The following is a 26,167-nucleotide window of genomic DNA, read 5'->3' on the forward strand; positions in this document are numbered from 1 at the left end:
ATGTTAAGACTGTAAGGAATTGCATTTCAATGTAATGAAGCGAGGAAGTATTGATTTGTAATATAAATTGCAGCTTAAAACCATGTGTAGTGTATGGATTAATAAACAATCTTGTTATTGTTACTGCTTCTGACCTGATTTTATTTAACGCTAACCTGGAGATAGTGGAAAAATGGCATTTCTTGGTACTTTTATTTCAGTTTTTCCGATTCTTTTATTAATTTGGCTCATGACCAAAAAACAGGCGTTACCGTCTCATATCGCATTACCTATTTCTGCATTATTGGTGGGCGTTATTCAGTTTTTTTACTTTGATGCTGATTGGCGTTTGTTGACTGCGAATATTATTTCTGGAACCTTGTCTGTCATTACGCCTATTTCCATTATTGCCGGAGCGATTTTATTAAATCGAGTGTTGGCAATTTCTGGGGCAGAAAGTGTTATCGCTCATTGGTTAGAATCCATTAGCACCAATGCCATTGCTCAGTTGATGATCATTGGTTGGGCGTTCGCCTTTATGTTGGAAGGTGCATCAGGATTCGGAACTCCTGCAGCCATTGCTGCGCCTATGTTAGTGGGTTTGGGTTTTCACCCTTTAAAGGTCGCAATGCTTGCTCTGGTGATGAACTCTGTTCCTGTGTCATTTGGTGCCGTCGGTACACCGATTTGGTTTGGTTTAGAGGCATTGAACCTAAATTCAGAAGAAATCTTCGAGGTTGCCACACAAACGGCCTTAATTAATTCAATGGCTGCGTTTATTATCCCAATCATGGCATTAAAATTTGTCACCAGTTGGCAAATGATTCGTCAAAACATTGTGTTCATACTTCTGAGTATTTTGTCTTGTACGGTTCCATATTATTGGATTGCGACGTGGAACTATGAATTCCCAGCATTGATTGGTGGAGCGATTGGCTTGATGATCAGCATAGCTTTAGCTAAGCAGCGTATTGGCTTAAAAGCAGACGAAAACGATTTACCTAGAGGTGAAAAAGTACCTTTTAAAGCACTGGTTTTTGCATTGTCTCCTTTGGTTTTGCTGATTGTCATTCTTATAGTGACGCGTATTAGTCAGCTGGGCATCAAAGGGTTATTAACTGACATGACTCTGTGGTTTGGTTTCGACATAGGTCACGCGTATTTTAGTGTGAGTCAGGCGCTGGTGCTGTCAGTGGAGAATATTCTAAACACACCTGTAGGCTGGTCGTATAAAACGCTTTACGTACCCGCTTTAATTCCATTTCTGTTGGTCGTGCTAATTTCGATTCCTTTGTTAAAAATGTCACGAAGCAATGTAGCGGAAGCCTTTGCAGATACTGGCCGTAGAATGAAGTTACCACTGATTTCTTTGGCTGCCGCGCTTATCATGGTGAACTTCATGATGTTGGGTGGTGAACACTCTCCTATCTTTTTGATTGCCAATGCATTCTCAAGTATTACCGGTGATAACTGGTCGTATTTTTCTGCCCTTTTAGGCGCATTAGGAAGCTTTTTCTCAGGTTCTGCTACTGTGTCTAATTTAACCTTTAGTGGCATTCAGCAAAGCATCGCAATGCAAGTTGGCTTACCAATATCCGTCGTCCTTGCTTTGCAATCTGCAGGTGCCGCCATGGGTAACATGGTGTGTATCAACAACATTATCGCTGTCTCGACTATTTTAGGGATTGCCAACAAAGAAGGTTATATCATTAAGAAAACCATTATTCCTATGATGGTTTACGGCGTGATTGCTGCCTTGGTTGGCGCTGGTTTGATACTTATTTAGTTACTTAGGCACTCAATAAAAGACCAACTTTTTGAGTTGGCCTTTTTTGTTTGTGACTTTCTACATTAGTTGTTTTTCTTCAAAGCCAAGTAGTTATCTATCCCTGTGATTTTATCTTCTGCATGGTGATTTACGTATAAAACAGTGGTTTCTGATGCTGCGCAGATCTTTTCTATTAAGGCTAAAACCAGCTGTCGATTCATGTCGTCTAGACCAAGACAAGGCTCATCTAGGATCAGCAGCGGTGGATGTTTCACCATGGCGCGGGCGATGAGTAGCAAGCGTTGGTCTCCGTAGGAAAGCTTGTTAAATGGCTGGTCAGCGCGGTCTCTCATACCAAGTAATTCAAGCCATTCATTGGCAGTTTTCTTTTGATTGTCAGTGGATTTTGAATACATACCAATGCTGTCATAAAACCCTGAAATGATGACGTTACGGCAACTGGTACTAACGCGGTATTCCCATTGTAAAGCGGTGGAAACATAACCGATGAATTGTTTGATTTGCCAGATACTTTCCCCATTACCACGCTGAAACCCGAAGACAAAAATATCATTCACGTAACACTGTGGGTGATCACCTGTGATCAAAGACAATACGCAAGTTTTACCGCTGCCATTTGGCCCGCTGAGTTGCCAGTGTTGGCCTTGTTCAATTGTCCAATTGAGTTTATCGACAATGACAGTGTCTTCGTATTTGATTGTCACGCCTTTTAAGCGAACTAAAGGCTGGCTCGCATCAAGTCCAGGCAATTGGTTACTTGAGCCAGCCGCTGGGATTTTTAGATCTGTGGTTTTCAAATGCAGTAATTGGTACAGATCTTCGAAGGCGGTTTTGTCTTGGCGATCTATAGTTAAGGCCAAGTTCCCTACGGCTGTATTACTTTTATTGTCTTTTTTATCTAATTGGACTTTATCCATGTAGGCAACATGAGTAATAAAGTCAGGCATTTCATCAAATCGGTTTAACACCATTACCATGGGAACCGTATCAACAATAGAGGCGAGGTGAGCTTGTAGCATGATTAAGGTGTCGGCGTCTAAGCCATCAAAAGGCTCGTCTAAAACCAATAAATCAGGCTTGCTGGATAATGCTCGGACCAGCATAACTTTGCGGGTTTCCCCTGTAGAAAGCTTGCGAAAAGCACGATCAAGTAAGGTAGTAAGGCCGAACTTCTCAATCAGTGTTTGGGCTAGTTCTGGATCCGCACAATCGTCAAAAATCATTTCTCGAACAGGTGTGCCAACAGAAATAACGTCCATGATGTCGGCATCGTCTTTCTTCAATTCTTTGGCGATCAGTTCCGCTTGAGCTTCAAAAGACACCAAGCCGACATTTGTTGGAATACCTTGAATACTGCCCGATTCCAAATCACCAACACCGCCTAACACCGCAGCAAGAGCAGATTTTCCTGAGCCATTGGTTCCTGTGATTACCCAATGTTGGCTTGGTTCGACTGTCCAGTTGATGTTGTTTAACGTGAATCTTTCATCAAAATTGATATAAGCATCAATAATTGAAATAGCAGTAGTAAGCATAAAGAAATCTCTTGTTTAAAAGTAAGTATAAAGTCCGTTATTGGCATCTAGAAAATAGTTGTGTATTTTCGGTCGCCGCTGAAATAGGGCCAGCGAGCGACGTTAAAAATGCGACCATGCTACGCGATTGCTCTTCATTTAAATGTAAAGGTCGCAAGATTTTTTCGCCATCTGCATGTAATCTTTCTTCATCTAAATTTGAGTAAAAATCGATGACATCCACTAAGGTTCTAACGCTGCCATTATGCATATAAGGGGCAGTTTGGCTGACATTTCTGAGAGAGGGCACTTTAAACTCACCCCAGTTACGATGCAAAAGTTGCAGATGTTTTGTGCGTACCGCATTGTTTTTACTAGGATCGTCATTGTATTTACCCAGCAAGTTATAAGGGTCTTTTCGTAGCGCTTGAATTCCCTTATAACGTCCTTTATCAACACCTTGGCCATTTTGGATAAAGAAGGGCACACCAATATCGCCAAATTCACCATTAGTGAAGTTCGGGCCAGAATGACAGAGTACGCAGCGAGCTTCACCAATAAACAGTTTCAAGCCTTTTTGCGCATCTATGGATAGGTATTGTTCGTCATTTCGGCTGGACTGTTTGATTCGTTGACTGCGAAAGAGATCAAATGAACTTGATCCGCTTTTAATGGTTTCTTGATAGCTAGCAAGCAGTTTTCCAAGTGTAATGAGTAACTCATCTTCTGAAAAGGATCCGATAGTGCGATCTGTGACTTGCTGGAAAGCACATTGAAACTGATTGTCTTGTTTTAGCGTGTTTTTAAGTATTGTTATGTTGGTGTGCATTTCCGCCGAAGCCAACATAGGCCGAATGCTTTGAGACCACAGACTGTCATGTTCACCGCCCCAGCCATACCAAGGACGATGTCCAACATCTAGTAAGCTGCTGGTGTGCCTGTGTAGTGGATCGAAGCCTTTGTTCAGAGGAAGACTATCCTGAAAGGCTTGATTTGGCTGATGGCAGTCTGCACAAGAGAAACGATTATCTTTGGATAAACGGCGGTCAAAAAACAACTGACGACCTAACTCAATCGCACCTTCTTGTTGTGAGAACCGATTACTTGGGTCTTTTACAGATTCTGTAGGCCAAGGCCCCAAAGAACGAATCATCGTCAATTCTTGATCGCTGTATTCTAATCCGTAAACAGGTTGCCATAAAAGCAGGAAGACAAGACAAAAATAGGCCGTTAACTTCATAGGGTTAAGTCGTGTTCTATATCGTATCGGCGTTCATCAGAGAAGATATTTAGCTTTAAACGCCATGTTCCAAACATGTGAAAAACAAATCCTGTAGCAAGGTATTGTCCGGGGCTTTTCATTGTCACATTTGGTTGGTAATTCATGCCGTGATTATGGGCAGGCATCATAGCTGAAGCTTTTATTTCCCCAACAAAGGGCTTGGATTCTTCGCAAGCGATAATATTCAATTCAAATACTTCTCCCACGATGGGAGGCGTGTCTTGTTGCCAGATAATGCCAATTGTCAAACCATCTTGTTCAATAGTCACGCCAGCGTCGTCTGGTATTGAACAAGCAAGTACATAACTGCTGCTTTGAACGGCTAAGATGATAGCGCCTATTCTAGCCGCAACAGCCGTTTTCATTTTAGCGCCCAATTCGATAAGGCGAGAGCGTTTTTATAGGCGATTTTCTCAGCTACGTCTGTCGGTAAATCCGTTAACCATTCTCGGCTCCAATCCGCATGATCTATGATGTAATACCAACGTTCTGGGGAAAACGTATCAGTGCCGACCATAATACGATCTGGGTAAGCAAGAAACAGCTCTCGCCAATCTGCGTCGACTTTTCCATTTGATGCATGCTCATTTCGAAAAGCCAAGTCGGCGCTTAAATTAGGATGTTTTTCTAACATGCGAGCAATGGTGTATGTATCATCGAACCCTGAATGCGCCCATAATATCTTGGCACTTGGATCTTGATCAAACACATACTCAACGGCGTCTGAATCGCCATGTAAATGAAGGAAGATTTGATACTGAGCCGCAAGCTCTACCACGCGTCGAATGACGGGTAAATTTGCATTATCACCATAGACATGAAACTCACCAATGCCAGCGTAGGTGTTTTTCGCCAGTAAGTTTTCTAGCATAGGAATAACAGATTCGTCATGCAACCAAGTGCTGATTTCACCGCGTTTACGATAAGGACGAAGAACTGGAACAATTAGATCAGGTGCTTTTGCGTATAAAAGCTGGGTACCTTCGTCACTGGAACTCGAAACAAAGGCTTTTTGTAGGCCTGCTGTGCGTAATATTTCAATGGCTTTCTTAGGAGGAGTCACATTCCAAGCGTCATGACTGTAATGAATGTGAGTATCTATCAATTGTGTTTCTGAATGGGCGGTTGAAACACTGAAAACTAATACACTGCTTAACAAAGAACCTATGACACGTTTCATATTTTCTTCCTCGTGATGATCAATAAAATTGATACGTTCAGAATAGCTATTTTTAGTAGATTGATTTCATTCTGCCAAGTAGACACAAAAAAGCCAAGGTAAAAACCTTGGCTTTTGACGTTTAAATTCTTACGGAAATTAAACGATTTTTTTCATGTCAGCCATGTGACCACGAAGTACGCCGCCAATAGCTTCAACTGGATGATTACGTAGTGCTGCGTTTACTTCAATTAAACGAGCGTTATCAACACCGTTATCTTCCGTTGAAAGACCTTTACCGATTACGTCCGTTTTGATGTCTTTCATGAAGTCTGCTAGCAATGGTAGGCAAGCGTGGTTGTATAGGTAGCAACCGTATTCTGCTGTGTCAGAGATAGTTGCGTTCATTTCGTAAAGTTTCTTACGAGCGATTGTGTTGGCGATAAGCGGAGTTTCGTGTAGAGACTCGTAGTAAGCAGAATCAGCAACAATACCTGCAGCTGTCATCGTTTCGAAAGCAAGCTCAACACCGGCTTTAACCATCGCGACCATCAAGATACCGTTGTCGAAGAACTCTTGTTCAGAAATTTCAACGTCGCCAGCAGGTGTTTTTTCAAAGTTTGTTTCTGCTGTTTCTGCGCGCCAGCCTAGTAGGTTAACGTCGTCATTCGCCCAATCTTCCATCATAGTTTTAGAAAAATGACCACTGATGATGTCGTCTTGGTGTTTGTTGTACAAAGGACGCATGATCACTTTCAATTCTTCAGAAAGATCGAACGCTTTGATTTTTGCTGGGTTAGAAAGACGGTCTAGCATGTTTGTCACGCCGCCGTATTTCAAGGCTTCTGTCACTGTTTCCCAACCGTATTGTATCAAACGAGATGCGTAACCAGCATCAATGCCTTCTTCAACCATTTTATCGAAACAAAGGATAGAACCCGTTTGCAACATACCACAAAGGATTGTTTGCTCACCCATAAGGTCAGATTTTACTTCCGCGATGAAAGAAGACATTAGAACGCCTGCTTTATGACCGCCAGTACCAACCGCGTACGCTTTTGCTAGAGCAAGACCTTCACCTTTAGGATCGTTGTCTTCGTGAACAGCTATCAGTGTTGGAACACCAAAACCACGAACGTATTCAGCACGTACTTCAGAACCTGGGCACTTAGGCGCAACCATGATGACGGTTAAGTCTTCGCGAATTTGCATGCCTTCTTCTACGATGTTGAAACCGTGAGAGTAAGATAGGCAAGCGCCTTTCTTCATAAGAGGCATGATTTCTTTCACAACAGGCGTGTGTTGTTTATCCGGTGTTAGGTTCAATACCACGTCAGCGGTTGGGATAAGTTCTTCATAAGTACCAACAACGAAACCGTTTTCAGTCGCGTTTTTCCACGACTGGCGTTTTTCAGCGATCGCTGCAGCACGTAGTGTATAAGAAACGTCTAGCCCGCTGTCACGTAGATTCAAACCTTGGTTAAGACCTTGAGCACCACAACCAATAACGACAATTTTTTTGCCTTTCAGCGCATCAACGCCTTCAGGGAATTCAGAAATGTCCATGAAGCGACATTTTGCTAATTGAGCTAATTGCTCACGTAGTGGCAAAGTATTGAAGTAGTTATTAGACATGGGTAAACACCTGTTAATTTAGTATTTGTAATCGATGAGCAAACCTCACCGATTTTTAAAATGAGTGACAAAATAAAGAAACGTAAAACGATTTCTAATGTCAGTGTGGTTACTTTATAGAAAGTTCATGATTTCGTAAATTGATATATTTGCAATATAACGTCCCATTTTTTGCAAAGATAAGATATCCTTACTTACTATGAATATACGAACCTTAAAACACTTTCTTGCTTTGGCAGAAAACCTGCATTTTGGTCGCGCTAGTGATGAGTGCCACATTAGCATTTCTGCCTTGTCGCGTAACATTCGTCAGCTAGAAGACGAGCTTGGTGTGGCTTTATTTAATCGAGATAATCGCACGGTTGTGTTAACTCAAGAAGGGCGGAAGTTTGTTGATTACGCTCGAGAAACCAACAGTCGATGGAATCTCATTCGTCATGAGCTGACGGATAATTCTGACCAGCTTAGAGGTGAGATTAGTCTCTATGGTTCGGTAACGGCCAGTCATAGCTTTCTATATGAGTTGCTTAACCGCTTTCGCGATATCCATCCTGGTATTGAAATCAAATTACGCACCGGTGATCCAGAACACGCCATAGCCCATATTTTGGATGGCAAAGAAGACGTTACCATTGCCGCTCGTCCTGCTAATTTACCTCGTAATTTAGCCTTTAAGCCGATTGCCATGTCGCCATTGTTATTCATTGGGCCGCTTGAGCAACAAGTTCCAAATATACCAACAACCGCTCCGACGATGATAAAGGAATGGGAAAACATCCCCATGATTCTTTCTGAAAGCGGCGTTTCGCGTGTTCATGTAGATGCATGGTTTCTTCAGCATGATATTACGCCAAGAATTTACGCCCAAGTAACGGGGAACGAAGCGATAGTCAGCATGGTGAGTTTAGGGTTTGGTATTGGCGTGGTGCCAAAAATTGTACTCGACAACAGCCCGCTGGTGGATCGCATTAAAGTGTTGGACGTACAGCCAGAATTAGCACCGTACGATATTGGTTTATTTGCTCTTAAAAAGAACCTAAAGAACCCAATGGTAGAAGCGTTTTGGAATTTGATAGAAGGCGAATAATAAACCGCTTACTTCTCCCTCGCTTAAAATGAATGGGAAATGAAAGGCAGCTACACAAAATTAATTACAGTCTTCGATGTCACTTTTTACCATTCATTTCTTTCTTGGTAGCAATACAGGAAAAGGTTAAGAGAGTAAAATCTGCTCTCTTAACCTTTTCCTACTGGAGCAGCTAATCTAACCATAATTCGCATATTCGCATGTTCACGATGCTATAGCATGGCTCAACTATACTGCTTAGTGTTTAGCCTCTTCGTTTATCAAAGCTTGAGTCCGGAGTGCCTTTGAAGCACTTAAGCACCCAAGGATAAGCATCCGTTACATAATAACCATAAGTGCCATTTACTGACATTCCATTGCATTCGTCTAAGTCTCCAGATGTTTTATCGTATTCATAATCATCAACGAATTTTCCATCATAGGAACCACCTGGAGAATACTTTTTACCTGCAAAGGTAATATCTGTTCTTTTGCCGTCATTTTCTTTGAGAACATAGCTGGATTTTGCTTTTCTAATCACGCCTTCATCATCAAAGTAGCTACCATAAATAGGAAAGCCATCTGTCGCGAAACCAATAACAGGTGAAGCAACACCACCATTAGAAGAAAACATGGCTATTGGGTTTCCATGATAATGGTAAGCACCATCTGGTTGAGTGTGCGCATTATGTGAGTCAGTACCGAAATTGTTTAAAGATGACATAGGGTCAAATCGAAACGGTTGATCGGTATTACCGCAACCAATAAACCCATCACGAACACCAAAACAACCAGCCGCTAACAAATCCAATTTTACGCCATTTAAAAATACGGCATTATCTTTACGTAAACTAAGTTCCGTCATTTAGACGCTTTTGTCGGTGCTTTTGGCACTGAATAAACTATATTTTGTTCGGTTATCGGGTTGCGGAAGGTTGAAGATCCATCATTAAAATCATGATTGGGTATCGCATTTGTAGAAAAAAGACACTTCTCATTTTCTAATGTTACTTTCAGGCTACCTTTATACAAGGTGTCTTGATTAACGTCTTTGACACTAGACTTATACTCATTGGCGTACTCAGAACAATTTGCCGCTCTACTTGTAAATAGCACATTAGTAATGTCTCTTGCACCATTACTAATGGCACGATTGTTACTTGTGTGACTGCTGCCATTGGCATGTTTATGGCTATGATCGGCATCATGATTATTTTGAGCACATGAAGCAGAGAGTAAACTTAGTGCGACTACAGTGAGTATGTTTTTCCTTTCTTTTTTGAATATATGTAACTTGCTTAGTTTCAATTAACTAGGTATTTGAGTAAGAGGCTTTTTTAAAATTTTTAAGTGAGTTGTCTTGTCATTATTAAACGCTGTTTTTTTTATGAGTAAAATCAGATTTACATTAATTTATTTTTAACAACGTATTAGAGCGCTTAGTGGGAAATTAAGAAAAGGCATTTATATGATTTTTGAATGAATCTATAAAATGATTTAAGCGGCAGGTGAGTAATCTATGTAAAAACCGCTAAACAAGGCCTGATTAGTTTGTTTAGCGGTGGGGAAATGTTCAAAAAGGTAAGGTGATTAAATTTATTTGGTTTTAAGTATTCCTTTATTTAATCAAAAACTAATGACTCTAGTTCCACATAATCGTGTACGACTACGTCAGCCCCTCTGTCTATCAATTCTTGGCTGGAAAATTCACCGATTAATCCTACTGTAAAACACCCTGCGGCTTTTGCCGAGCTGATACCATTAGGTGAATCTTCAATAACCAAGCAGCGAGCTGCTTGAAGGTTAGACTGTGTCATGCATACTAAATAAGGCGCTGGGTGGGGCTTATGTTGACTTACGTCATCGCAGGTTATGTAGCCTTTGAAGTCATTAATTAGTTCATACCTTTCAATAAAACAATTCATTTGCTTTCGAATTGAAGACGTCACCACGTAACAAGGCTTATACTGATTGAGTTTTCGAATGAACGGAATGGCACCTTCTATTGGTTTAATATGGTTTATTTCTTGTTCAAATAGTTGCCGTTTTAATGCCAGTAAAGTATTTGCACCCTGTTGGCTCAGGTTTGCAAAAAAGTCGAAAAAATCGACTTCTGGGCTGCCTTGGAACGACATTACCTGAGCATTGTCGTATGCAATATTAAAAGCATCTAACGCGGCTTTTTTAGTACTAACATGTAATGCTTCTGAATTTGCGATGACACCATCAAAATCGAATAAAATAGCATCGTAATCGACGAAGCTTATTTTCTCTGTAGGTCCGTATTTAGACAATGGAAACTCCTCTTGCATCAATACTAACAAAAGCTTCGCTTTGATTGGCAAGCGGTTCGTCAAAGCTATAATCGATCATAAACAGTGACTCACCCCATGATGTGCTGAGTTGATATTCTGTATGACTACCGAGGTAAACAGATTTTTTTACAGTGACTGGAAAGCAGATATCTGAAGTGCTTTCTGTACTGACAAACTTCAACGCATTAGGACGGATAAATACATCGTATTTTCCTGCTGGCTTGTTACCTTGATAAGCGAATATAGACTGTTCCGCTATTTTGAATAAACTATCGTTTTCATCTTTTACAAGCTCACCAGTGAGCTTGTTGGCATCTCCAATAAATTGTGCGACGAAAGCATTAGTCGGGCGTTTGTATAAGTTTTCAGGACTACCAATTTGGCTAATATTGCCATCGTTCATAACGATAATATCGTCAGAAATGGCCAATGCTTCTTCTTGGTCATGCGTAACATAAATGGCTGTTACTCCGATCTCCTGTTGTAAGTCTCGAATGTCCTGTCTTACTTGGCGACGTAATTTGGCATCTAGGTTTGACAATGGCTCATCAAATAAAAGCACATCGGGTTGAATTACAATTGATCGAGCAATAGCAACCCTTTGTTGTTGACCGCCGGATAGTTCGCTAGGGAAGCGTTCTTTTAAGTGTGATAGACCGACTGTTGCTAAAGCTTTTTCTGCTTTTTCAAGCATTTCTAGTTTTTTAGACTTGTGATTACTGAGGCCATAACAAACATTTTGAAGTACGGTCATATGCGGGAACAGAGCATAGGACTGAAAGACCATACCGACATTACGTCCTGAAGCTGATACTTTACTGACGTCTTTACCGCTAATATAAATCTCACCAGAGGTAGGGAGCTCTAACCCCGCTATCATCCGTAACGTAGTGGTTTTACCACAACCAGAAGGACCGAGTAGGGTAACCAGTTTCCCTGAATCTACTTGAAAGTTAATCGACTTAACGACTTGTGTATCGCCAAAAGCTTTAACGACATTTTTAAATATTACTGAAGAATTTTGAGACATATTAATACCCAACTATTTTTATTTTTGAATAAGTTATTTTTGAGCTCTTAAAAAGACTTTTCGATCGCCTATTAATAGTTTCATTAACAAAATAGCGACGCTCATAATAACGATCAGAGCAGTTGCATAGGCAATGGCAACACCAAAGCGGTTACTTTCAACCAAGCCTATGATGTAGGCTGATGAAAGGTTGTAGTCTGCACTGACCAGGAAGATGACAGCACTGACGCTGGTAATTGATCGAATGAAACTGTAAATCATCGATGAGACAATCGCTTGTTTGATCAACGGGAAGATAATGCGTCTTAAGGTAGTAAAGCCTGTTGCCCCTAAGGTTATTGAAGCCTCATCTAAGCCTTTGTCTAATTGTGATAGAGACGCAATACCAGAACGCACACCGACTGACATATTTCTAAATACGAAACACAAGACAATGATCATACCTGTGTAGGTCAGATCGATTGGCGCTTGATTAAACGCAATAACATATGAGACACCAATAACAATGCCTGGGATGGCGAAACTGAGCATAGTGCCAAATTCGAAGTATGCTTTGCCGGGAAAGTCGACACGGGATAATAAATAACCTGTTAATAACCCAAGAAAAGACGTCAATGGCATAGCAATAATTGCGAGTAATAGGGTAGTAAAGAGAGAGTCCCAAGCAACGCCTGATGCCATCATGGAGTTATTAACAAATTCTATCCTGAAGGCTTCTGCGTAATGAGTAAGAGAGAAGGAATTATCTACCCCCCAAGTCTCTACAAAACCACCTAACAAAATCATTACATAAACGGTGAAAGTGAATGCCACCCAAGGTAATGCGGTACCTAAAGATAAGAATTTAACTAACTTTGGCAAGGGGCCATAACTACCGCCATCGCCTTTACCCGTTACTGTGGTGTAGTTGGTTTTGCCTACCCACCTTTTCTGGATGAAAAACGTGGTGAGTGTGAAGATCAACAGCACAATAGCAAGTGTTGCGGCTTTTCCATCATCAGCAGAGGCGCCGGCAATGGCAAAAAATATTTGAGCGGAAAGAACTTGGTAGTCCCCACCTAGTACCAAGGCGTTGCCAAGATCAGCCATACTTTCAATGAAGCCTAATAAAAAGGCATTGGCCAACCCAGGTCTCATTAGCGGTAATGAAATAGTGAAAAAAGTCTTGGTTGGACTTGCTCCTAATGTTTGAGAAGCTTCTTCCATGGAAGGACTGACACCTTCTACTACGCCAATTAAAACCAAGAAGGCAATCGGTGTATAAGACAGTGTTTGTGCTAACCAAAGTCCCCAAAAACCGTAAATCCAACCACCCAGTTCCACCTCAAAAAAAGCGTTTAACCATTCGGTAAATGTACCTGATGCGCCGAGTAATAGGATCAATGCCATACCGACTACAAAAGGTGGTGTGATCATGGGCAGAATGCTAAAGAAGCTTAGGAATTTTTTTCCAATAAAGTTCGTACGAGTCACGATTAGAGCAAAAGCCAAACCTAATAACGTAGTACTAATGCCTGTCATTATGGCTAAAAATAACGTTGACCAAGCGACTCCACAAATTGAACTTGCATTGGGTCCGCAATCCAGCCCCCATAAATTAACAATCGCGAAGCGATCGAAAAATGCTTGAAAAGAGTAGCCTGCGTCCTCAATAAGGAATGCTCTGATTAGAATATTTAAGACTGGAAAGGCAACAAACACTACGACTAAAAAGATGATGAGAATCAAGCAAGAAGTAGCAAATATATCGCCTTTCATAAATCCACGATAAGCCAAACCGTTGGCAATCATAAAGAGAAAGCTAATGACTAATAATAATGTGCCTGCACCCGCACCAAACTGGTAAGAATCTTCGGGTAATAAAGATACTAACCAGTCAAAATTGACACCAAAGTCACCCACTAAGAAAGCTTGAATTAAGGTGAAAGACAGTCCTGCTAAGCCATAATAAAGCTGTCTGTTAAGCAACCCTTGCTGTTTGATAGAATCCGAAAATTTGGTACTGGCCATATAATCGAAAGTGTAAAGTACAAAAGGAACGAGGGGCAAAATAAGCCAATATTTTTCTAGGTGAAATAACTGACTAATTAATGGCGCACTTTCCTCTATCAAAAAAAAATTGAATGCCAGCCATTGGAAAGTCCAAAAATTTCCATCAACTCGATACCAAGGCATTAATAGAATGGCAACAAGGCCGAATATTAATGTGTTTCGGTGAAATTGGTTCACAGGTAAATTCTCCTAAACGAGTACGTCTAGTGCAATTGAAAATATCAGATATAGCGAGCTATGCCAGCTATGTATCTAGAATATGGAGCGGAAAGGTAAGTTCAAACACAGTTCTAAACCGTGTTTGAACTTCTTTTTTATTTATCTTGCAAGAGGGAATATTTCATTGGTCCATTTCTGGATTATGTCATTCTTATAAGACTTGGTTGCAAAGCGTGAATCAGAAGCAATTAGTTTAGCTTCTTTTAGCTTCTCAGAACCTTTAGGTGCTGCTGCATTTGCATTAGATGGGAACTGTAAAGAGCCAACAGTCGCTAAAAGTTCTTGAGTTTCTTTCTCATATAAAAACGTCGTGAAAGCTTCTGCGGCCATACGGTTTGGCGCACCACGGACAATGCCTACAGGGCCGACTTCGTAAAGTGTACCTTCACAAGGGACAACCAATTCAATTGGAAAACCTTGATCGACTAGATCGACGATATCATGACCAAACCCGATACCGATTAAAGTCTCGCCTGATGCAGCCATTTTTACACCTTTAGAGCCTGATTTGGTATATTGACTGACGTTTTGATGAATTTTAGTAACCGCATCCCAGCCTTTGTCTAAATCACCATCAAAAGCTTGTAACAAAGTGGCTGCAAATTTATATGCGGTACCAGAAGTATTCCAATTAGCCACAACAATTTGGCCTTTATATTCTGCTTTTTCTAGATCTTTCCAACACATGGGCTTTGAAATATTACGTTTTTTAAGTAGCTCAGTATTAACACCTAACCCTAAAACCCCCATATACAAGGCACCAAGACGGTTACCGCTTTCTAAGGTCAGATTAGAAGCCCAAGGGCGTATGGATTCATTAAGAGGGTACTTATGCTTGGCAAAAAGATCGTCTTGAAGTGCTGTTTTATAAGGGTCATCTGTACCATAGAAAGCAAGATCTACCTTAGACTTATAAACTTGTTCTTTACAGCTTTCTAAAGCATCATCTGCGAAAGATTTACATTTACGTTTTGCCGCACGTGAAGACTTTTCTAATTCGCCTTTAATTCTCGACATCATTTCGCTAGTACTTAAGCGAATAAACTTAGCTTCAAACTCATTGTTTCCATTGATTTGAGCAACCTTACGGTTAAAATCATCAATTACTACTGCACAAGCTGCTGATTCAGCACCACAGTAAGTAACTAGATTACCTTTAATTCCTTTGAGATACTGATGATTTGTAGAGTCTGCATGAGCAGTACCTAAAAAGACGCTGGTGGATAAACCTAAAACAGCAGGGATAAAGAAAGATTTTTTTAAAATATTCATTGGAATTCCTATTTTTTATTATTGTGTCCTATTTATGTTGTTACTAGTGAGGGATATATTCAATTGGTTTTATATTATATATATTTTATAGACTAATAATAAATGTTATGTATTTGTAATTTTTGTAATATAAGTAACACTTATGCGTATAAATAAAATGTAATATGATGAATGTATAAGATGATGTGTTTTAAAAAATAGGTTTTCTATGAAAAGAATAAAAATATTAGTTGTAGATGACGATAGTGAAATTTTGAGGTTTTTAACAGATTTTTTACAAGAGAATGAATTTGAAACCTTCTCACAAAATAATGGAGAAAATGTCTTAGAGGAAATTGAGAAGAATGAAATTGATTTGCTTATTATAGATTTGAAACTCGCTGGCATGAATGGTTTAGACATATCGAAAAAGGTAGCTGCTAGGTATGATATTCCCATTATTATGATTTCTGGTGTCAATGATGATATCGAAAAAATTGTTGGTTTAGAGTCAGGCTTAGACGATTTTATTGATAAGCCTTTTAATCCTAGGTTGCTTTTGGCTCGAATACGATCTAGGTTAAGACGATCAAATATCACCCAAAAAGATCAAAATATCGATCAAGAGCCACTTAGAGAAGTAATAAACTCAGATTTGAGTTTTGGTGACTTCTTTTTAAATTCTAAACGATGCACCTTGTATCGTGAGTCGGAGGGCTTCATTGAGCTGACCAATACGGAGTTTAGGCTGCTTGAATATTTTGTAAAACACGCTGGTCAAATTATTTCAAGGCAAGATCTATCCGATGAGCTTGGATTAGAGTCCAGTTCATATATGATGAGAAGCATTGATGTACTAATTCTTCGATTAAGACGAAAAATCGAATTGATTCCATCTAAACCAAAATACTTACAAACAAGACGGAATCGTGGTTATATGTTTGTAATTGAGTCTGAAAATAAAAATGAATAGTATTAATTTCTTAAAAAATAAAACAATTATTTTATGTGTCCTTTTTTTATTTTGTTTGTCATTTCTATTTTTTTATTTCAATAACATGCAAAAAAATAATGAAATATTAATTCAAAATCAAAAAAACAGTGAACACCTTTTTCATTCAATAAATTTAATAAAAATATCTCAAACTTTAATAGGACTCGATAAACAGCGTTCATTTAATGTGTTTTCTTATGAATACGAGAGAATTTTACAAAGTTATAAATTTGTTCAATTAGGCTTATATGAATCTGGTGCTTTAGAATATGCACTTGAAGTAAGCGATATTGTAAATCAATTGGAAAGCTTTAATAAAAAAGCCAATTCTAGGAATGATTATAACTATCGAAAAAACAACTTAAGAGTGATTATCTTTAATGGAATGGACCTGAATGAGAGGACCGAACGTGCTTACTTGTGGAAGCTCTTGTCTTCGGCGATTGAGGCAAAGAACCTACTGGAATTAGGAGAGCTTTATAGAGAATTTTTGAATGTATTAAACATGGTTTCTATTGATAGTGATGATGCTGAAAGTAAAAAAATAAAAAGTGTCTCTTTTGGCTCTCTCAATGCTTTTTCTACAATAGAGAAAATAATTTCTTTAAATATCGTGCTCAATAAAAATATAGAAGAAATAAAACTAAAAACTGATAACTTATCTAATAAAATCGTCAAAAAACTTTCTGAAAAACAACAAGGCATACCGTCGAGCAGTCCTCGTACCTTCTATGTTCTACTGATATTTACGATTACATTATTGTCTGTACTTCTGGCAGTGTGTAGCTCTTATGTGATTCGACAAAATAGAAAAATCTTGTTGTCACTGTCAGATTCTGCTGATCTTGAATCTGTTTCTTCAAAAAATACCATTCTTAATGAAAAAGGGCTGCTTTTATACGGCAAAGCTATTCCTCATATTGTGCGAGAGAATAATGCTTCATTTATATTGGTTGATAATAATGATCTGCCATTGTACTTCTCACGTTTGTTTTATGAACAAAATGAAGCGTCGTTTTTAACGTTAAAAGGTAAGCCTTCGATGGGCTGTTTGAATTATTCTATACAAGATGAACATTGTTTTTTGTCGATTGGGGCACTTGATAGTTCTGGTGTTGTGGATAGTCCAAATACTAGGGTTACGGCCGAAATTGAAACTATCAAGAAATTAGATGGTGATCATAAGTTGATTTTCATTAAGTCAGAAACCGAAGAAAAAAATAAGCAAGATGAAAGACTCGACTCTTTTGCTATAGTATCTGGTGCTGTCGCGCATGATATCAATAACATGATCAGTGTTATTGTAAGTTCTCTAAGTATATTACGAGACTCTAAGTCTTTTAATGTTGGCGATGGTAGTAAGGTGATAGACAGAGCCTTATTTTCAGCAGATAAAAGCATTAGCCTAATTGACCGACTGTTAACTTTTTCTCGCTGCAAAAAACTCTCACCTGAATTGGTTAATGTGAACGAGTTGTTAGAAGGCCTCTATGAGGTGATTTGTTTTGCAACGGATGAAAAAATTGATGTGCAATTAATTTTGAGTGATAGGCCTTTGTACATCTATATCGATGCAGGTCAGCTTGAAGCAAGCATTATTAATTTATGCATTAATTCAAGCAATGCTATTCAAAATGGAGGAAAAATAACCATCACTTCTCTGGTAAATGCGTCAGATAGAGTAACCATTATGGTGAAAGATAATGGTCATGGAATACCTAAAAATATTCAAGGGAGAGTGTTTGAACCTTTTTTTACAGGTCGCAAAAAAGGCGAAGGGCATGGTCTTGGGCTGAGTATGGTGCATGGTTTTGTAAAGCAAAGTGGCGGTTTGATTTTTTTAGAAAGCAAAGTTGGCAGTGGTACTAAAGTTTCTATTAGTTTTTCACCTAAAAAAATCTAAGGGTAATTATGATCAAGCAATTATTTATATCACTTAGTTTCCTTTTTATGTCGAGTTTGACTTTTGCTCAAGACACCGTTTTAAAAGTATATTGTAGTGTAGAGCCAGTAAGTTGTGCTTGGCTAAACTCACAAATGTTACAGGTTTTTAATATATCTAGTCAGATGGAAGTGAAAAGTTCTGGCGATGTACTTCGTTTACTCGAAGAAGGTAACAAAGAAGGTTTTGACTTATGGTGGGGAGGAACAGGAGATACCCATCTTAAAGCGGCAGAAAGTGATCTATTGATGCCTATTAAGCTTACCAATATGGCTGACCAATTGTTTTGGTCTAGAAATATTCTGAATATATCAGGTCAGCGTAGTATCGGTATTTATGCTGGAGTATTGGGTATTATTGTTAATAAGAAGGTGTTGTCTGATTTAAGTTTAGATGTCCCTCAGTGTTGGTCAGACCTTGGTGATCCAAGGTATAAAAGTCAAATCATTATTGGTGATCCTAATTTGTCAGGTACGGCGTATACTTTTTTAAGTACCTTGTTACAGATATACAAAGGAGAAAAGGCACGACCGATGATTTCGGATATAAAACAGAATATTCGTCTCACAACATCAAGTGGTTATAAGGCATTAGCCCCACTTATTAGCGGCGAAAATTCCATTTCTATTGTATTTATTCACGATGCAGTCCCTATGCTGGAATATAATGACGATTTAGCTGTGGTGATACCTTGTGAAGGAACTGGTTATGAAATTGGAGCAGCTAGTATTCTAAAGAAATCTTCTAATCATACTGCCGCTCAACAGTTTATTGAGTTTAGTACACATCCTGAGATTCAGGATAGTTTGGCAACTGATATTGGTTTACAAATTTATTCGAATATCAACACGATTAAATCAAGAGCGTATTTTGATAATAGGTACTTTAATCTGATCAATTACGATTTTTTCACCTATTCGCGTCCAGACACCCGAAAACGCGTATTAGATTTATGGAATGAGTTGGATTAATTACTTTCTTTCCATGATTTTTTTACTCCTATTAAAGGGTCCTTGTGTATTTTAAAATGGCATCGTTTTTATTTGTCGATAGACATTTTTCTTGAGTGTATTAGCCACAGGAACTGGGCTCGCCATGGTATTGGGCGTGCCTGTAGGACGCATAATCGGACAGTATTTTGGCTGGCGTACGACGTTTGCTCTTATCGCCATCACCGCGTTTATTATTATGTTGGCTCTGTATCGTTTACTTCCAAATTTACCGAGTTTGTTTTCAGGTTCTTTGAGTAAAGTGACAGAGGTGTTGGGCAATCGCCTGTTGCTCACTATGTATTTGTTTATTTTCCTGATATTCGCTGCCCATTACACAGCTTATAGCTATATTGAACCATTCCTAGCCGAGATAGGATTAATCACTGGTAGTTTCACTACATTGATATTATTACTTTTTGGTGGTGCTGGGATCTTTGGCAGTATTTTGTTCAGTTTCTTTGGCGAAAAGTCGAGCAGTTTGATGCTGGTTGTAGGCGTTATTGTGATGTCTTGTTCTATGGCTGCTTTGTTGTTTGTTGTCGAAAGTACCTATTGGTTAATCGCCAGTGTTTTGTTTTGGGGAGCGTCTCTTATGATTATTGCCCTCAGCATGCAAATTCGAGTTTTGAAGGTAGATGAAACCGCGTCCGACATTATTATGTCTTTGTACTCTGGCATTATTAATCTTGGAATAGGCGCTGGCGCTTTGATCGGTGGTCAGGTTATCCACACTATTGGGTTGGACAATATTGGTTTTACTGGTGCTTTGCTTAGTGTTATCGGGCTTGTTGTCGTGATTATCTTATTGCGAAAAATTAGGTTGAATGAAGAAGCTACTTTATGAATGTTTATGCTAGTGTGATTTGACTTTAGTGGTTAATCAAAAGGAGAAATTAATATGATGGAAAAAGAATACTTAGGCAGTTGTCATTGTGGTGAAATTCAGTTCAAAATCAAAAGTGATTTCCCCGAATTGACGACTTGTGACTGTTCTATTTGTCTTCGTAAAAATGCTTTGATGGTGAAAGTACATGAAAGTAATTTCACGTTATTGAAGGGCGAAGAGTCTCTTTCTGAATATCAATTTCATACCAATACAGCGCGTCATTTCTTTTGCAATAAATGCGGCGTTTACCCATTTCATCGAAAGCGTGTCACACCTGATAATCTGGGTATTAATGTTTTCTGCTTGGAAGGGTTTGACCCTACAGGAATTCCGGTTCGTGCCACTGTCGGCGCTGGAATGAAATAATGATTGAGATTAAAAACTCACAAGATTTGATGCGTTTACGTCGACTTGCACTGGCCTCACAAGGGTTATTACAGGCGCAGCCTTTCGGACGAGGTTTAGTTGGCGCGCGTAACGCCGTGAATCATTTAGGTTATGTGCAAATCGATACCATTTCGGTAGTGGAACGAGCACACCACCATGTGCTTCACTCTAGAGTGCCTAAGTTCGATCCCGCGATGACGAATCAAATGTTGCTCGATGGTGATGTCTTCGAATATTGGTCACATGCGGCGGCGTTCCTACCAATCGATGACTTTCGTTTTTTCTTACCTTATAAACATGCAATCAAAAGTGGCCAAACGCATTGGAATAAAAACCCTGATAAAAAACTGATGGCAGAGCTTCTAGAAAGAGTTCGTCTAGAGGGGCCATTACGTTCCAGAGACGTCGAAACGAAAGTGAATAATCGTGCAGGGTGGTGGGATTGGAAACCCGCAAAAAAAGCGCTAGAACAGTTGTACATGGAAGGTGACTTGATGGTGTGTGATCGTGCTGGTTTTCAAAAAAGCTATGATTTGACCGAACGAGTACTCCCTTCCCACATTAATACAAGCGTGCCGGATACCGAAGAATTAGCGCAGCATATGCTTGATCAGCAACTTCGTTGTTATGGATTAGTGTCTTTAAAAAGTTTGACGTATCTACGACGAAATACTGAATTGCGCAACACAATGAAGGGTTTGGTTAATGAGCGTTTAGCGCAAGGTTTATTAGAATCTGTACAGCTTAATAACGGAGATATCTTTTTTATAGAAGCTGATGCCTTTGATCGTCGACTCCCTAATTTGAGCAATCGCTTGTCAATATTATCGCCATTCGATAACAGTGTCATACAGCGTGATCGACTCAGGAGCTTATTTCAATATGACTATCAAATTGAATGTTATGTACCAGAAGCCAAACGTCAGTATGGTTATTTTTCTTTGCCACTTCTTTTTCGTGGAGAATTTATTGGCCGCATGGACTGTAAAGCTTACCGAAAAGAACGTCGCTTAGAAATCAAATTTCTGCATTTAGAATCAACTATTAAGCAACATGGTTTTGATGATGCCCAGATTATTAGCGCCTTTGCTGATGCCATTGAATCCTTTCGACAATTTCAGCAATGTGACTTTGTATCACTAACGAATGCTTCTCCAAGAACTCTTATATTACCTCTGAGAAACGCATTAGAAGCGCTAGATTAAATAGTCAGAAGAAATGGTAAGTTGTTTTACTTCTTCTGACTCCGTATTAGTTGATTGATATTTCTTGTCTATTATTTAAAATCTAAAGCGTAAGTTTTCTTTAGATAGTTGATCAATAGAGGTTTTCCCCATCAATTTCATGTCTCGTTCGAGTTCTGATTTCATTAATCCTAATGCTCTTTCTACACCTGGTTGACCTGCGGCGGCAAGAGGATAAAGATACATTCTTCCGATACCAACGGCTTTTGCGCCAAGTGATAAGGCTTTCAAAACATGGGTGCCGCGCTGGACGCCGCTGTCGAAGATGACATCAATTTCATCGCCCACTTCATCGACAATTTCTGCTAGCTGATCAAACGAACTACGTGAACCATCTAGCTGACGTCCGCCGTGGTTAGATATAATCACGCCAGTACAGCCAATTTCCACGGCTTTACGAGCATCTTCTCTGCTCATGATGCCTTTCAAACAAAACTGTCCGTCCCAGAATTTCACCATTTCTGCCACGTCATCCCAGTTCATCGAAGGATCAAGCATGTTGGTAAAGTAGTCACCAATTGATGTTGCGCCATTGCCCATATCAACGTGTTCATCCAGTTGCGGCAAGCTGAAAGCTTCGTGAGTGACGTAGTTAATGCCCCACATAGGTTTCAATACAAATTGCAGCATGCCTTTCAAATTCAATTTAAAAGGGATAGAAAACCCTGTTCGCAGGTCTCGTTCACGGTTGCCGCCGGTGATGGAATCGACCGTTAACATCATGACTTGTACGCCTGCGTCTTTTGCTCGTTGCATCATGGCGCGGTTTAATTCGCGGTCTTTATGGAAGTAAAACTGATAAACCTGAGGCGTGTTCGTTTGTTTAGCTATCTCTTCCATGCTGACGGTACCAAGAGAAGATACACCAAACATGGTGCCGTATTTTTCCGCTGCGCCAGCAACTGCACGTTCACCGTCGTGATGAAATAAGCGCTGTAAAGCTGTCGGAGAGCAGTAAACCGGCATGTCTAGTTTTTGGCCCATAATAGTGACAGAAAGGTCTACATCTTTAACGCCTGTTAATACACTTGGTACAAGGTCACATGTCTCAAAGGCGGCGGTGTTACGGCGGTAAGTGGATTCATCGTCAGAGCCACCGTCAATGTAATTAAAGATCGGGCTGGGTAAGCGTTTCTTGGCCAAGATCCGAAAGTCGTGAAAATTATGACAGTCTTTTAGTCGCATCATTGTGTCCTTTATTTTTTTAGTTGATCATTTTATGAATCCAGTCACTACTATAGTCCGAGTTTGATTTATAATAAATACAACACAAAATAATAAACTCTTTCCTAAAACGTCTTAATGAAAAAGAGATAACAAATTGAATTCAGCAGATTTAACCCTTTTTGTTTATGTATCCGATACGGGCTCTTTTAATAAGGCGGCTCAACTTGCTGAGCTGTCTACACCGGCTTTGAGCAAAAGAATCAGTCGTCTTGAGCAAGATCTTGGCGTGCAACTGATTCATCGTACGACAAGGCGACTCAACCTAACGGAAGCAGGCGAAAATCTTTATATCCATGCTAAAAATATAGAAGGCCAAGTCAGCGATGCCATCGCGTCGGTCTCGGCTTTTAGTCATGGACTGAGCGGAAACATAAAAATTTCGGTGCCAACCATATCGGGAGAGTTGTTACTGGCAGAAGCCATTGCTGAGTTTTGTCAAATGTATCCCAATATCACAGTTGATATGCGCCTTGAAAACGACTTTGTTAATTTGCTTGAAGAAGGATTAGATCTGGCGGTTCGAACGGGCAAGTTGGAAGACTCTAGTTTGATTGCTAAGCCGTTAATTCAATCGAATTGGGTTGTGTGTTGTTCAACAAGTTACATTGAAAAATATGGTGAAGCGGCGAGTCTTGATGCACTCAAAGAGCATAACTGCCTGGCTTATACCTATCAGGCGCAAGGCTCGTTTGATTGGCGCTTCGTTAAGAATGAGATAGGTAAAGATTCGATAGAAGAGAGCGTTCGCATTAGTGGCAGTTTGGCGACCAATAATGCTCAAGCATTGCGAAAAGCGGCGTTAGCGGGTTTTGGTATTGTTTATGTGCCGCGTTGTTGTGTTTATGAGGATTTACAGAAAGGAAGTTTGCAGGCCATTCTAACGGATTACCAACCAAGGCAGCTGGGTGTCTATGCGATTTATCCTTTTACAAAGTATCTACCTGAAAAGTTAAAGTTACTCATAGAGCACATTAAGCAGGCGTATCAAAATAAGAGAGAATATTTTTGACGTTCTGGACTACAGAAACAATTATTTTTCTAAAAGATGGTAGTTCGCGCAATTTTTAGAAATATCGCCATTTAAGGCATTGATCAAGTTATCTACCGCGCACGTCACCATGGCTAAGCGAGTTTCGGCTGTAGCGGAACCAATGTGTGGGAACACAACGGCATTGTCCATTTTGCACAAAGGTGAACTTGCAGGTAATGGCTCAACGTCAAAGACGTCTAATCCAGCAGCACGAATGACGCCATTTTCTAACGCATCTATTAAAGCAGATTCATCAATGACTTTACCGCGGGATCCGTTAATGAAAATAGCGCTTTGCTTCATCATGGCAAATTCTGCCTTGCCAATTAAACCTTCCGTTTCTGCTGTTAACGGTGCCATAACACAAACAAAATCAGACGTTTTGAGTAGCGACGCCATATCCATGTAGGTGGCGTTGAAGTCTCGCTCTGCGTCAGGTTTTTGGCTGCGATTACTGTACTGGATGTTCATATCAAAACCGAGATGAGCGCGTTTTGCAATGGCATAACCAATACGGCCCATGCCAATGATGCCTAAAGTCTTGCCATGAATATCCGTCCCGAAATGGTCTTCACCAATGCTTTTCGTCCAGCGTCCTTCGCGAACCATGTTAGACAATTCTATCGCTCGACGAGCAGTACACATAATGAGAGTGAAAATAGTGTCGGCAGTTGTTTCATTGAGAACACCTGGGGTGTGCATCAATGGAATTTTTCTGTTTGCCAAATAATTAAGATCGTATTGGTCGGTTCCAACAGAAATAGTAGACGCAGCTTTTAGTTTGGAGGCTTTGTCTAAAATTTCTGGACTCATATCGACACTAGAGCCGATTAAGCCCTCTGTTTCAGCAAGAGCTGAAAAAAATTCAATTTTGTTGGTGTCATCTATTTTTTCAAAATAGCTAACATCAAAATGCGCTTTCAGTGTTGCAAGTGCATGTTCAGGAATTTTCTTATACAGAAGGACTTTTTTCATCGTATTTTTCTTTTATTATGTTTTAGTTCGATCCTTCTAATTTAGCTAGTGCCGTGCGAGTTGGCAAACTTTCACTGTCACCACGAACCTGTACGGCTAATGAGCCAAATAAGTTGCCACGCTTCGCTGCTTCAGCAACCGATTTACCATCAAGTAATGCAGAAATAACACCAGCAGCAAAACTATCACCCGCACCAACTGTATCCACTACTTTAGCAACTGGGAAGCCTGCCACTGTGCCAGATTCACCGTCGGATGTTTTGTAGTAAGCGCCTGCACTGCCTAGTTTAACAATAACGGTTTTAGCGCCATTTTTAAGGTAGAAATCGGCAATAGCTTCAGGCTCTTCAGTACCAATAAGAATTTTACCTTCCTCTACACCAGGTAAAACGATGTCACTGGCAAACGCCAATTCATTGACGGTTTTGATCATGGTTTCTTGATCAGGCCATAATGTTGGGCGTAGGTTTGTATCAAATGTGATGCTGCAGCCTTGAGCTTTTGCGTACTCTAGTGCTTGAAAAATAGCTTCTCGCATAGAACTAGAAACGGCGGCAGCAACACCCGTTAGATGTAGGTGAGTACCTGCTTTAAATAAACTAGGATCAATATCCTTTGCATTTAATGTTGATGCTGCTGAGTTACGGCGAAAGTATTCAACCGCGGGATCACTGCCATCTGTTTGGCTGGTTTTCATCATGAAACCAGTAGGGTATTCCGCTGTTTCAGAGATCGAATTAGTTAAAATGTTTTCTTTGCTGATGGCTTTTCGAATGTATTCACCAAGGCAATCTTTGCCAACTTTGCTCACGTAGCTTGATTCAAATCCAAGGCGTGCCATACCAATAGCAACATTGACTTCAGCGCCCGCTAAAAAACGGCTAAATTCTTCCACATCCGCTAGGTTACCTGGTGTTTTAGCAACAAATAATCCCATTGCTTCGCCTAGTGTGACAAAGGAGTGTGCTTGATTCGTTTGCATTATGTTCTATTCCTTACAATTATTTTGGAAAGTAATATTCCGATTTCATTTTTGTCGCTATTTTTTGATACTGACAAAAGCATATTACGTAAATATATTTAGCGATGATGAAGTCAGATTAAGTGTTCAATTTATGTTCTAAATGTATAATATAAAGATAGCATGGAATCGATTCCACGAAAAGTCGAAGATGTTCTTACACTGTCTCCACATTAAT

At 39.8% G+C, this 26,167-nt stretch carries 23 protein-coding genes; 9 read left to right on the forward strand and 14 right to left on the reverse strand.

The genetic code is table 11. The features are described 5' to 3' along the window. The first annotated feature begins 172 nt into the window (after positions 1-172). Positions 173-1,765, forward strand: coding sequence for an L-lactate permease (locus tag IF202_RS00490; RefSeq protein WP_191592918.1), 1,593 nt, complete (start codon positions 173-175; stop codon positions 1,763-1,765). 65 nt (positions 1,766-1,830) lie between these two features. Here the strand turns inward: IF202_RS00490 and modF are convergent, their stop codons facing one another. The 5 genes from modF to ilvC form a co-directional block, all read right to left on the reverse strand. Continuing rightward, a complete protein-coding gene (modF, locus tag IF202_RS00495; RefSeq protein WP_191592919.1) occupies positions 1,831-3,303 on the reverse strand; it encodes a molybdate ABC transporter ATP-binding protein ModF in 1,473 nt (490 codons plus the stop codon). A 37-nt stretch (positions 3,304-3,340) separates the two neighbouring features. Further along, positions 3,341-4,522 (reverse strand): cytochrome-c peroxidase, encoded by a 1,182-nt coding sequence (locus tag IF202_RS00500; RefSeq protein ID WP_191592920.1) that lies wholly within the window; start codon positions 4,520-4,522, stop codon positions 3,341-3,343. Further along, entirely contained in the window at positions 4,519-4,929 is a 411-nt protein-coding gene (locus IF202_RS00505) for a FixH family protein (RefSeq protein WP_191592921.1), read from the reverse strand. Before IF202_RS00505 ends, IF202_RS00500 begins: the two co-directional genes overlap by 4 nt. Next, the gene (locus tag IF202_RS00510; RefSeq protein WP_191592922.1) at positions 4,926-5,744 is read right to left on the reverse strand and encodes an amidohydrolase family protein; all 819 of its coding nucleotides are present in this window, start codon (positions 5,742-5,744) and stop codon (positions 4,926-4,928) included. The genes IF202_RS00505 and IF202_RS00510 overlap by 4 nt, the downstream gene beginning before the upstream one ends. Before the next feature lie 138 nt (positions 5,745-5,882). Further along, entirely contained in the window at positions 5,883-7,358 is a 1,476-nt protein-coding gene (ilvC, locus tag IF202_RS00515; RefSeq protein ID WP_191592923.1) for a ketol-acid reductoisomerase, read from the reverse strand. A 199-nt stretch (positions 7,359-7,557) separates the two neighbouring features. Here ilvC and ilvY point away from each other — a divergent pair, with 199 nt between their 5' ends. Then, a complete protein-coding gene (gene ilvY, locus IF202_RS00520; protein ID WP_191592924.1) occupies positions 7,558-8,445 on the forward strand; it encodes an HTH-type transcriptional activator IlvY in 888 nt (295 codons plus the stop codon). A 244-nt stretch (positions 8,446-8,689) separates the two neighbouring features. Here ilvY and IF202_RS17320 read toward each other — a convergent pair whose 3' ends face one another. The 6 genes from IF202_RS17320 to IF202_RS00545 all read right to left on the reverse strand — a co-directional run bounded on the left by IF202_RS17320 (position 8,690) and on the right by IF202_RS00545 (position 15,312). Continuing rightward, positions 8,690-9,289: a YHYH protein gene (locus IF202_RS17320; RefSeq protein ID WP_206705330.1), complete on the reverse strand. Its 600-nt coding sequence runs from the start codon at positions 9,287-9,289 to the stop codon at positions 8,690-8,692. Further along, entirely contained in the window at positions 9,286-9,540 is a 255-nt protein-coding gene (locus IF202_RS17325; RefSeq protein WP_206705331.1) for a hypothetical protein, read from the reverse strand. The genes IF202_RS17320 and IF202_RS17325 overlap by 4 nt, the downstream gene beginning before the upstream one ends. Before the next feature lie 506 nt (positions 9,541-10,046). Further along, positions 10,047-10,718 (reverse strand): HAD family hydrolase, encoded by a 672-nt coding sequence (locus IF202_RS00530; protein ID WP_191592925.1) that lies wholly within the window; start codon positions 10,716-10,718, stop codon positions 10,047-10,049. Continuing rightward, positions 10,711-11,769 carry an ABC transporter ATP-binding protein gene (locus tag IF202_RS00535; RefSeq protein ID WP_191592926.1) on the reverse strand — a complete coding sequence of 353 codons (1,059 nt, stop codon included), beginning with the start codon at positions 11,767-11,769 and terminating at the stop codon, positions 10,711-10,713. The genes IF202_RS00530 and IF202_RS00535 overlap by 8 nt, the downstream gene beginning before the upstream one ends. Positions 11,770-11,802: 33 nt before the next feature. Then, entirely contained in the window at positions 11,803-13,998 is a 2,196-nt protein-coding gene (locus IF202_RS00540; protein ID WP_206705332.1) for an ABC transporter permease, read from the reverse strand. 141 nt (positions 13,999-14,139) lie between these two features. After that, a complete protein-coding gene (locus IF202_RS00545; RefSeq protein WP_191592927.1) occupies positions 14,140-15,312 on the reverse strand; it encodes an extracellular solute-binding protein in 1,173 nt (390 codons plus the stop codon). Between the two features lie 208 nt (positions 15,313-15,520). On the opposite strand from IF202_RS00545, the gene IF202_RS00550 reads away from it, so the two are divergent. From IF202_RS00550 to IF202_RS00575, 6 genes are all read left to right on the forward strand, one after another. Next, on the forward strand, positions 15,521-16,264 hold the full coding sequence (locus tag IF202_RS00550; RefSeq protein ID WP_191592928.1) for a response regulator: 744 nt from the start codon (positions 15,521-15,523) through the stop codon (positions 16,262-16,264). Further along, positions 16,257-18,188 (forward strand): ATP-binding protein, encoded by a 1,932-nt coding sequence (locus tag IF202_RS00555; protein ID WP_191592929.1) that lies wholly within the window; start codon positions 16,257-16,259, stop codon positions 18,186-18,188. The genes IF202_RS00550 and IF202_RS00555 overlap by 8 nt, the downstream gene beginning before the upstream one ends. Before the next feature lie 8 nt (positions 18,189-18,196). Beyond that, positions 18,197-19,198, forward strand: coding sequence for an extracellular solute-binding protein (locus tag IF202_RS00560; protein WP_191592930.1), 1,002 nt, complete (start codon positions 18,197-18,199; stop codon positions 19,196-19,198). A 91-nt stretch (positions 19,199-19,289) separates the two neighbouring features. Beyond that, complete coding sequence (locus IF202_RS00565) at positions 19,290-20,063, forward strand: MFS transporter (RefSeq protein ID WP_235963150.1); 774 nt, start codon at positions 19,290-19,292, stop codon at positions 20,061-20,063. 54 nt (positions 20,064-20,117) lie between these two features. Next, positions 20,118-20,471 carry a GFA family protein gene (locus tag IF202_RS00570; RefSeq protein WP_191592931.1) on the forward strand — a complete coding sequence of 118 codons (354 nt, stop codon included), beginning with the start codon at positions 20,118-20,120 and terminating at the stop codon, positions 20,469-20,471. Continuing rightward, positions 20,471-21,697, forward strand: coding sequence for a winged helix-turn-helix domain-containing protein (locus IF202_RS00575; RefSeq protein WP_191592932.1), 1,227 nt, complete (start codon positions 20,471-20,473; stop codon positions 21,695-21,697). The genes IF202_RS00570 and IF202_RS00575 overlap by 1 nt, the downstream gene beginning before the upstream one ends. Before the next feature lie 75 nt (positions 21,698-21,772). Here the strand turns inward: IF202_RS00575 and IF202_RS00580 are convergent, their stop codons facing one another. After that, a complete protein-coding gene (locus IF202_RS00580; RefSeq protein ID WP_191592933.1) occupies positions 21,773-22,921 on the reverse strand; it encodes an alpha-hydroxy acid oxidase in 1,149 nt (382 codons plus the stop codon). 136 nt (positions 22,922-23,057) lie between these two features. Between IF202_RS00580 and IF202_RS00585 the strand changes: the two genes are divergently transcribed. Next, complete coding sequence (locus tag IF202_RS00585; RefSeq protein WP_191592934.1) at positions 23,058-23,972, forward strand: LysR family transcriptional regulator; 915 nt, start codon at positions 23,058-23,060, stop codon at positions 23,970-23,972. 21 nt (positions 23,973-23,993) lie between these two features. On the opposite strand, the gene IF202_RS00590 is transcribed toward IF202_RS00585, so the two are convergent. Together IF202_RS00590 and IF202_RS00595 are read right to left on the reverse strand one after the other, a co-directional pair. Beyond that, positions 23,994-24,968, reverse strand: coding sequence for a 2-hydroxyacid dehydrogenase (locus tag IF202_RS00590; protein WP_191592935.1), 975 nt, complete (start codon positions 24,966-24,968; stop codon positions 23,994-23,996). Between the two features lie 22 nt (positions 24,969-24,990). Continuing rightward, on the reverse strand, positions 24,991-25,950 hold the full coding sequence (locus IF202_RS00595; RefSeq protein ID WP_191592936.1) for a sugar kinase: 960 nt from the start codon (positions 25,948-25,950) through the stop codon (positions 24,991-24,993). Between the last annotated feature and the right edge of the window lie 217 nt (positions 25,951-26,167).

It is taken from the genome of Marinomonas colpomeniae, assembly GCF_014803385.1.
In the GTDB taxonomy this organism is placed as follows: Bacteria; Pseudomonadota; Gammaproteobacteria; order Pseudomonadales; family Marinomonadaceae; genus Marinomonas; species Marinomonas colpomeniae.

What these genes read in the sequence shown, in the direction of transcription:
- IF202_RS00490 (WP_191592918.1), top strand. Translation starts at nt 173, where the DNA reads ATGGCATTTCTTGGTACTTTTATTTCAGTTTTTCCGATTCTTTTATTA.
- modF (WP_191592919.1), bottom strand. Translation starts at nt 3,303, where the DNA reads ATGCTTACTACTGCTATTTCAATTATTGATGCTTATATCAATTTTGAT.
- IF202_RS00500 (WP_191592920.1), bottom strand. Translation starts at nt 4,522, where the DNA reads ATGAAGTTAACGGCCTATTTTTGTCTTGTCTTCCTGCTTTTATGGCAA.
- IF202_RS00505 (WP_191592921.1), bottom strand. Translation starts at nt 4,929, where the DNA reads ATGAAAACGGCTGTTGCGGCTAGAATAGGCGCTATCATCTTAGCCGTT.
- IF202_RS00510 (WP_191592922.1), bottom strand. Translation starts at nt 5,744, where the DNA reads ATGAAACGTGTCATAGGTTCTTTGTTAAGCAGTGTATTAGTTTTCAGT.
- ilvC (WP_191592923.1), bottom strand. Translation starts at nt 7,358, where the DNA reads ATGTCTAATAACTACTTCAATACTTTGCCACTACGTGAGCAATTAGCT.
- ilvY (WP_191592924.1), top strand. Translation starts at nt 7,558, where the DNA reads ATGAATATACGAACCTTAAAACACTTTCTTGCTTTGGCAGAAAACCTG.
- IF202_RS17320 (WP_206705330.1), bottom strand. Translation starts at nt 9,289, where the DNA reads ATGACGGAACTTAGTTTACGTAAAGATAATGCCGTATTTTTAAATGGC.
- IF202_RS00535 (WP_191592926.1), bottom strand. Translation starts at nt 11,769, where the DNA reads ATGTCTCAAAATTCTTCAGTAATATTTAAAAATGTCGTTAAAGCTTTT.
- IF202_RS00545 (WP_191592927.1), bottom strand. Translation starts at nt 15,312, where the DNA reads ATGAATATTTTAAAAAAATCTTTCTTTATCCCTGCTGTTTTAGGTTTA.
- IF202_RS00550 (WP_191592928.1), top strand. Translation starts at nt 15,521, where the DNA reads ATGAAAAGAATAAAAATATTAGTTGTAGATGACGATAGTGAAATTTTG.
- IF202_RS00555 (WP_191592929.1), top strand. Translation starts at nt 16,257, where the DNA reads ATGAATAGTATTAATTTCTTAAAAAATAAAACAATTATTTTATGTGTC.
- IF202_RS00560 (WP_191592930.1), top strand. Translation starts at nt 18,197, where the DNA reads ATGATCAAGCAATTATTTATATCACTTAGTTTCCTTTTTATGTCGAGT.
- IF202_RS00570 (WP_191592931.1), top strand. Translation starts at nt 20,118, where the DNA reads ATGATGGAAAAAGAATACTTAGGCAGTTGTCATTGTGGTGAAATTCAG.
- IF202_RS00575 (WP_191592932.1), top strand. Translation starts at nt 20,471, where the DNA reads ATGATTGAGATTAAAAACTCACAAGATTTGATGCGTTTACGTCGACTT.
- IF202_RS00580 (WP_191592933.1), bottom strand. Translation starts at nt 22,921, where the DNA reads ATGCGACTAAAAGACTGTCATAATTTTCACGACTTTCGGATCTTGGCC.
- IF202_RS00590 (WP_191592935.1), bottom strand. Translation starts at nt 24,968, where the DNA reads ATGAAAAAAGTCCTTCTGTATAAGAAAATTCCTGAACATGCACTTGCA.
- IF202_RS00595 (WP_191592936.1), bottom strand. Translation starts at nt 25,950, where the DNA reads ATGCAAACGAATCAAGCACACTCCTTTGTCACACTAGGCGAAGCAATG.